This is a genomic window from Microbacterium sp. 13-71-7 (assembly GCF_002257455.1).
GTDB lineage: Bacteria > Actinomycetota > Actinomycetes > Actinomycetales > Microbacteriaceae > Microbacterium.
On record NZ_NCKN01000242.1, the window covers coordinates 1 to 5618 of the forward strand.

The following is a 5618-nucleotide window of genomic DNA, read 5'->3' on the forward strand; positions in this document are numbered from 1 at the left end:
AGGCGCAGTCTCGTCGCCCAGTTGGAGTCTCGCGGGGTGGGGCAGGGCAGGCGCAGTGCGCGGGCGCGGCGCGCGGGCGCACGGCGCGGTGCGCGGGCGCGGGGCGCACGGTGCGGTGCGCGGGCGCATGGCGGGGCGCCCGGTCAGTGCGTGGCGCGGTACTCGCTGGGGGAGACGCCATAGGTGGTCTTGAACGCGCGGCTGAAGTGCGCGGCGTCGACGAAGCCCCAGCGTGCGGCGATCGCGGCGACGGGGCGGTCGGCGAGGATCGGATCCAGCAGGTCGCGACGGCACTGCTCGAGCCGGCGGGTGCGGATCCAGGTCGACACGGTCGTGCCCTGCTCCTGGAACAGCCCGTGCAGGTGCCGCGTGGAGATGAAGTGCGCGGCGGCGATCGAGGTGGGCGCGAGGTCGGTCGAGGCGAGGTTGCGGTCGATGTGCCCGCGGATGCGCTGCATGAGCGCGCGGTGCGGATCGGTCGCGGCCTCGTCGAGGCCGAGCTCGCGGGTGAACACCGTGGAGACGAGGTCGAGCGCGCTGTGCGCGAGGCGTGCGCCCGTGGCGCCGGCGAGCTGGTCGAGGTTCGTGGCGAGCTGGCGCAGATACGGCACGACCATGCCGCCCAGGCCCTCCTGTCCCGAGATCCGCACGGCGGTGAGCTGGCCGACCATCTCCGGCGGCAGGCTCAGCAGGTGCTTCGGGAACATGACCACCATGGTGCGGAAGTCCTCGTCGAACACGAGCGAGTAGGGGCGGTCCGTGTCGTAGACGGCGAGGTCGCCGGGGGTGAGCACGGCTTCGCGATCGTCCTGGATGAGCAGGCCCGTGCCGGCCAGCATCAGGCTCACCTTGAAGTACGAGCGGTCGCCGCGCGCGATGAGCTCCGGCGTGCGCTCCACGACGTGGCGCGATGCGCGCAGGTCCGTGACGTGCACCTCGTCGACGGAGGCGCCGCGGATCAGGCCGCGGAACGGCTCGGCGCCCTCCCGGCTCACCTGGAGCGGCACGAACGAGTCGGACACGGCGGAGCGGAACTCGCTGATGTTGCGCGCGACGAGCGTCGAGACGGACTCTGCGGGAGCGACGGGAATAGCTGCCACGGCTGATCACCTCGGGAAGATGCAGGGGTGGATCGACGACTTTGTATACGATCCGTTGAGGCACTCTACCACCGCGGGCCGGGCGGCGGGGAGGATCCCTGCCGCCCGGCCCGCGGCCGGTGCGCGTCGAGGCGCTACTCGACGAGCTTGCCCGCGGTGTCGACCTCGCGGATCAGCGCGTCGATCTCGGCCGGGATCGACGGGATCTCCTCGCGCACGACACCCGTGGACGGGGACCAGACGAGGTTGACCTGGAGCGCCGGATCCATCGCGGGGTAGTCGCTGCGGTTGTGGCAGCCGCGGGTCTCGCGGCGCTCGAGGGCCGCCTCGACGGTCGCGCGCGCGGCGAGCGCGGAGGAGCGCAGGTCGAAGGCGTGCGCCAGATCCTGGAACCCGGCGATGTCGGGGTGGATCCCGATCCTCGTCATCCGCTCCTCGATCGCGTCGAGCTCGGCGAGGCCCGCGCGCAGGCCCTCCTCGTCGCGGACCACGCCCGCATGCGCGGTCATGGTGTCGCGGATCGCGCGCTGCAGGGCGCGCACGTTCTCCGGGCCGTCGGCGGCCAGCAGGTCGTCGATCTCGGCCCTCGCCCGGCGCACGGCGTCGGTCGAGCGGTGCTGCGCGTCGAGCCCGTAGGCGTGCGCGACCGCGGCGCGACCCGTGATCCGCCCGAACACGAGCAGCTCGATGAGCGAGTTGCCGCCCAGCCGGTTCGCGCCGTGCAGGCCGGAAGAGGCCTCGCCGATCGCGTAGAGGCCGTCGACGTCGGTGCGGTGGTCCTCCGGACGCACCCAGACGCCGCCCATCGAGTAGTGCGCGGTCGGCGCGATCTCGATCGGATCCTTCGTGATGTCGAGCATCTGCAGCTCGAGCATCGTCTGATACACCCGCGGCAGACGGGTCATGATCGTCTCGCGGGGCAGATGCGAGACGTCCAGCCAGACGCCGCCGTTCGGGGTACCGCGGCCCTCGGCGATCTCGGTGTACGCCGCCAGGGCCACGCGGTCGCGCGTGGACAGCTCCATCCGCTCCGGGTCGTACTTCTGCATGAACCGCTCGCCGAGCGCGTTGCGCAGGATCCCTCCCTCGCCGCGCGCGGCCTCGGACACGAGCGTGCCGGCCTCGCTCTCCGGCTCGATGATGCCGGAGGGGTGGAACTGCACGAGCTCGGGATCGCGGATCCGCCCGCCCGCCTCGACGGCGAGCCGGAAGGAGTCCCCGGTGTTCTCGTCGCGGCGGGACGACGTGCGCCGCCAGATGCGGTTGTGTCCGCCCGCGGCGAGGATCACGGCGTCGGCGTGGATGAGGTACCGGGTGCCGTCGACGAGGTCGAAGCCGTAGGCGCCGAAGATCCGGGGGACCGTGCCGCCGTCGGGGCCCGGGACGTCGTCGACCAGGAGGCGTGTGATGTAGACGGTGTCGAGGAGGGGGATCTCGAGCTGCTCCGCGCGGTCGACGAGGGCGCGCTGGATCTCCAGGCCCGTGTAGTCGCCGGCGAAGGCCGTGCGCCGGAACGTGTGCGCGCCGAAGAAGCGCTGCGAGATGCGGCCGTCGTCCTCGCGGGCGAAGCCCATGCCGTAGCGCTCCAGGTCGCGGATGCCCTCCTCCGCTCCCCGGGTGACGATCTCGACCGTGCGCGGGTCGGCGAGGAAGTAGCTCTCCTTGATGGTGTCCGCCGCGTGCTGCTGCCAGCTGTCCTGGGGGTCCATCGTGCCGAGGGCGGCGTTGATGCCGCCGGCGGCGAGGGAGGTGTGCGCGTCGTGGCGCGGGCGCTTGCCGACGGCCAGCACGTCGACGCCCTGCTCTGCGACCTCGATGGCCGCGCGCAGGCCGGATCCGCCGGTGCCGATCACGAGCACGGTCGTGGAGACGAGGCGCTCGCGGGTGGTGTTCTCAGTCATGACTTCCACGCTAAGAATCCGCCGGTGATTACTCCAATGCATAATTCTGCTGGAGTGAATGTGCCTAGGCTATGGTCATGAACCTCGAGCAGCTCCGCGGATTCGTCGAGATCGCCCGGCTGGGCAACTTCACCCGTGCCGCCGAGGAGCTGCATCTCGCGCAGCCCTCGCTGAGCCGGCAGATCTCGACGCTGGAGAGGGAGCTCGGATCCGAGCTGTTCCATCGCGCACGCGGGCACATCTCGCTCACCGCGGCCGGCGAGGTGCTGCTGCCGTACGCCCGCCGGATGCTCGCGGACGCGGGCTCGGTGCGGCGGGAGATGGCCGAGATCGCGGGCCTGCGCCGCGGGCGGGTGCGTCTCGGCGCCCCGCCGTCGCTGTGCGCGAGCATCGTGCCCGAGGTCGTGGGTGCGTTCCGCGCCGCGCATCCCGGGATCGAGCTGGAGATCACCGAACGCGGCTCGCGGGGGCTGGTCGCGGCGCTCGCCGAAGGGGCGCTGGATCTCGCGCTGCTCGCGTCCTCGGACGCGGCGGCGGCCTCGCCCGTGAGCCTCAGTCGCACCCCGCTGCTGGAGGAGGACCTCGTGGTGATCTCCTCGGCCGCGCAGTCGCCCGTGAGCCACGGCCAGGCCATCGCGCTCGCGGCCGTGGCGGATCTGCCGCTCATCGCCTTCCCGCGCAGCTACGAGCTGCGCGCGGCGACCGACGCGGCCTTCGCCGGGACCGGACTCGTCGCGGAGGTCGTCGTGGAGGGACCGGAGATGGACACCGTGCTGCGCTTCGTGGAGCGCGGGGTGGGCGTCGCCGTCGTCCCCGCGATGGTCGCGCTCGATCGTCCGGGACTGCGTGCCGTGCCGCTGGCCTCGCCGAAGCTCACCCGCACGGTGAGCCTGGCGCACCGTGCCGACATGGCGCCGACCCGGGCGGCCGCTGCGCTCCGTGACACGATCATCGCCACCGCCGACGCCCTCGTCGACTCCGGCGACTTCGTCGCGAAGGCGGTGTGACCCCGCCGCTTCCAGCCCTCCACCTTCGCGTCGTCCCCGTCAGCGGAGCCCAGGGGGTGCGCTGACGGGGACGACTCGAAGGTGGGGTGGGCGCGGAGGGGGTGTCAGCGTCGGGCGCGCAGGGTGAGCGGCGCGGCGATCGCTCCCGCGGCGGCGACCGCGGCGGCTCCCGCGAAGGCGGCCGAGAATCCGGCTGCGTCGCCGTTCGCGGCGCCGACGGAGCTCGACACCGCGGCGAGCACCGCGAGACCCAGGGCCGAGCCGACCTGATAGCTCGTGTTGACGAGTCCCGAGGCGACGCCCGACTCCGCGACGGGGGCGCTCGCGATCGCCGTGCTGAGCGACGGCACGAAGGCGAACGCCATGCCCGCAGCGGCGACCAGGGAGGCCGGCAGCACGTCGACGAGGTACGAGCCGCCGGGGCGGGCGAAGGACAGCCACAGCGCGCCCGCGGCGAGCAGCGCGAAGCCGATGGTCACCATGGGCAGCGTTCCCCAGCGCGCGGCGAGGCGCGGGGCGACCACGGTCATCCCGACCACGATGAGCGCCGTCATCGGGATCAGCGCCGCGCCGGCGGCGAAGGCGGAGGCGCCCAGCACGTTCTGCAGGTGCAGGTTCAGGAAGAACCACATCGGGATCCAGGCGCCGCCGAGAAGCAGCTGGGCGAGGTTCGCGCCGCCGAGCAGCGGAGTGCGCAGCAGGCCGGGGCGCAGCAGCGGCTCGGCCGCGCGGAGCTGACGGATCACGAACGCGACCAGGAGGGCCACGCCCACGGCGAGCGGAGCGATCGTGGCGGCGTCCGCCCAGCCGGCCTCCGGCGCCCGGACGATCGAGAACACGGTGAGGGCGAGGCCGGCCGTGCCCGTCACCGCGCCGAGGACGTCGATGCGGCCGGTGCTGCGGGGCGAGGACCCGAACGCGCGCGGGGTCAGCAGGAGGATGGCGAGCGCGATCGGCGCGGTGACGTAGAAGACCCACGGCCAGCCGAGGTATTCGGTCAGCACGCCGCCGAGGAAGACGCCGGCGGTGCCGCCGATGGGTGCGGCCGCTCCGTAGACCGCGAACGCGCGGGGGAGGTGCGGGGTGCCGCCGAAGGTCGTCATGAGCAGCGTCAGCGCCGCCGGGGCGATGAGCGCGGCGCCGGCGCCCTGCACGGCCCTCGCGGCGATCTCGATCGCGGGATTCGCGGCCAGCCCTGCGGCCACGGATCCGGCCAGGAGGAGCACCCAGCCGGTCGTGAACATCCGGCGCGCGCCGAAGAGATCCGCGAGACGCCCGCCGAGCAGCAGCAGGCCGCCGAAGGCGATCACGTACGCGTTGAAGACCCAGGACAGCGCGTCAGGGGAGAACCCGAGGTCGCGGCGGATGTCCGGCAGCGCGACGCCGATGATCGACGTGTCCATGATCACGACGAACTGCGCCGCGGCGATGAGCGACAGGGCGAGGCCGCGGGGCGCGGTGCGTGCGCGTGCGGCGGTGGGGGAGGTGGTGGACACGGGGTGACCTTTCGACGGGACGCCCGTTCTGGCGTCGTGAAAGGACCCAACGGCAATACCCCCCTGGGGTATTCCCATCCCGTGTCGTCCCCGTCAGCGGAGCCCAGGGGGTGC

At 72.9% G+C, this 5618-nt stretch carries 4 protein-coding genes; 1 reads left to right on the forward strand and 3 read right to left on the reverse strand.

What is annotated here, in order from left to right; all coding sequences use genetic code 11:
- Window positions 1-143: 143 nt before the first annotated feature.
- Both B7X32_RS17630 and B7X32_RS17635 read right to left on the reverse strand, forming a co-directional pair.
- Window positions 144-1100 carry a helix-turn-helix domain-containing protein gene (locus B7X32_RS17630; RefSeq protein WP_292722599.1) on the reverse strand — a complete coding sequence of 319 codons (957 nt, stop codon included), beginning with the start codon at window positions 1098-1100 and terminating at the stop codon, window positions 144-146.
- Between the two features lie 134 nt (window positions 1101-1234).
- Entirely contained in the window at window positions 1235-3001 is a 1767-nt protein-coding gene (locus tag B7X32_RS17635; protein ID WP_292722601.1) for an FAD-binding protein, read from the reverse strand.
- Window positions 3002-3078: 77 nt separating this feature from the next.
- On the opposite strand from B7X32_RS17635, the gene B7X32_RS17640 reads away from it, so the two are divergent.
- Window positions 3079-4008 (forward strand): LysR family transcriptional regulator, encoded by a 930-nt coding sequence (locus B7X32_RS17640; protein ID WP_292722603.1) that lies wholly within the window; start codon window positions 3079-3081, stop codon window positions 4006-4008.
- 104 nt (window positions 4009-4112) lie between these two features.
- Here the strand turns inward: B7X32_RS17640 and B7X32_RS17645 are convergent, their stop codons facing one another.
- Window positions 4113-5504, reverse strand: coding sequence for an MFS transporter (locus B7X32_RS17645; protein WP_292722605.1), 1392 nt, complete (start codon window positions 5502-5504; stop codon window positions 4113-4115).
- Window positions 5505-5618 lie beyond the last annotated feature (114 nt).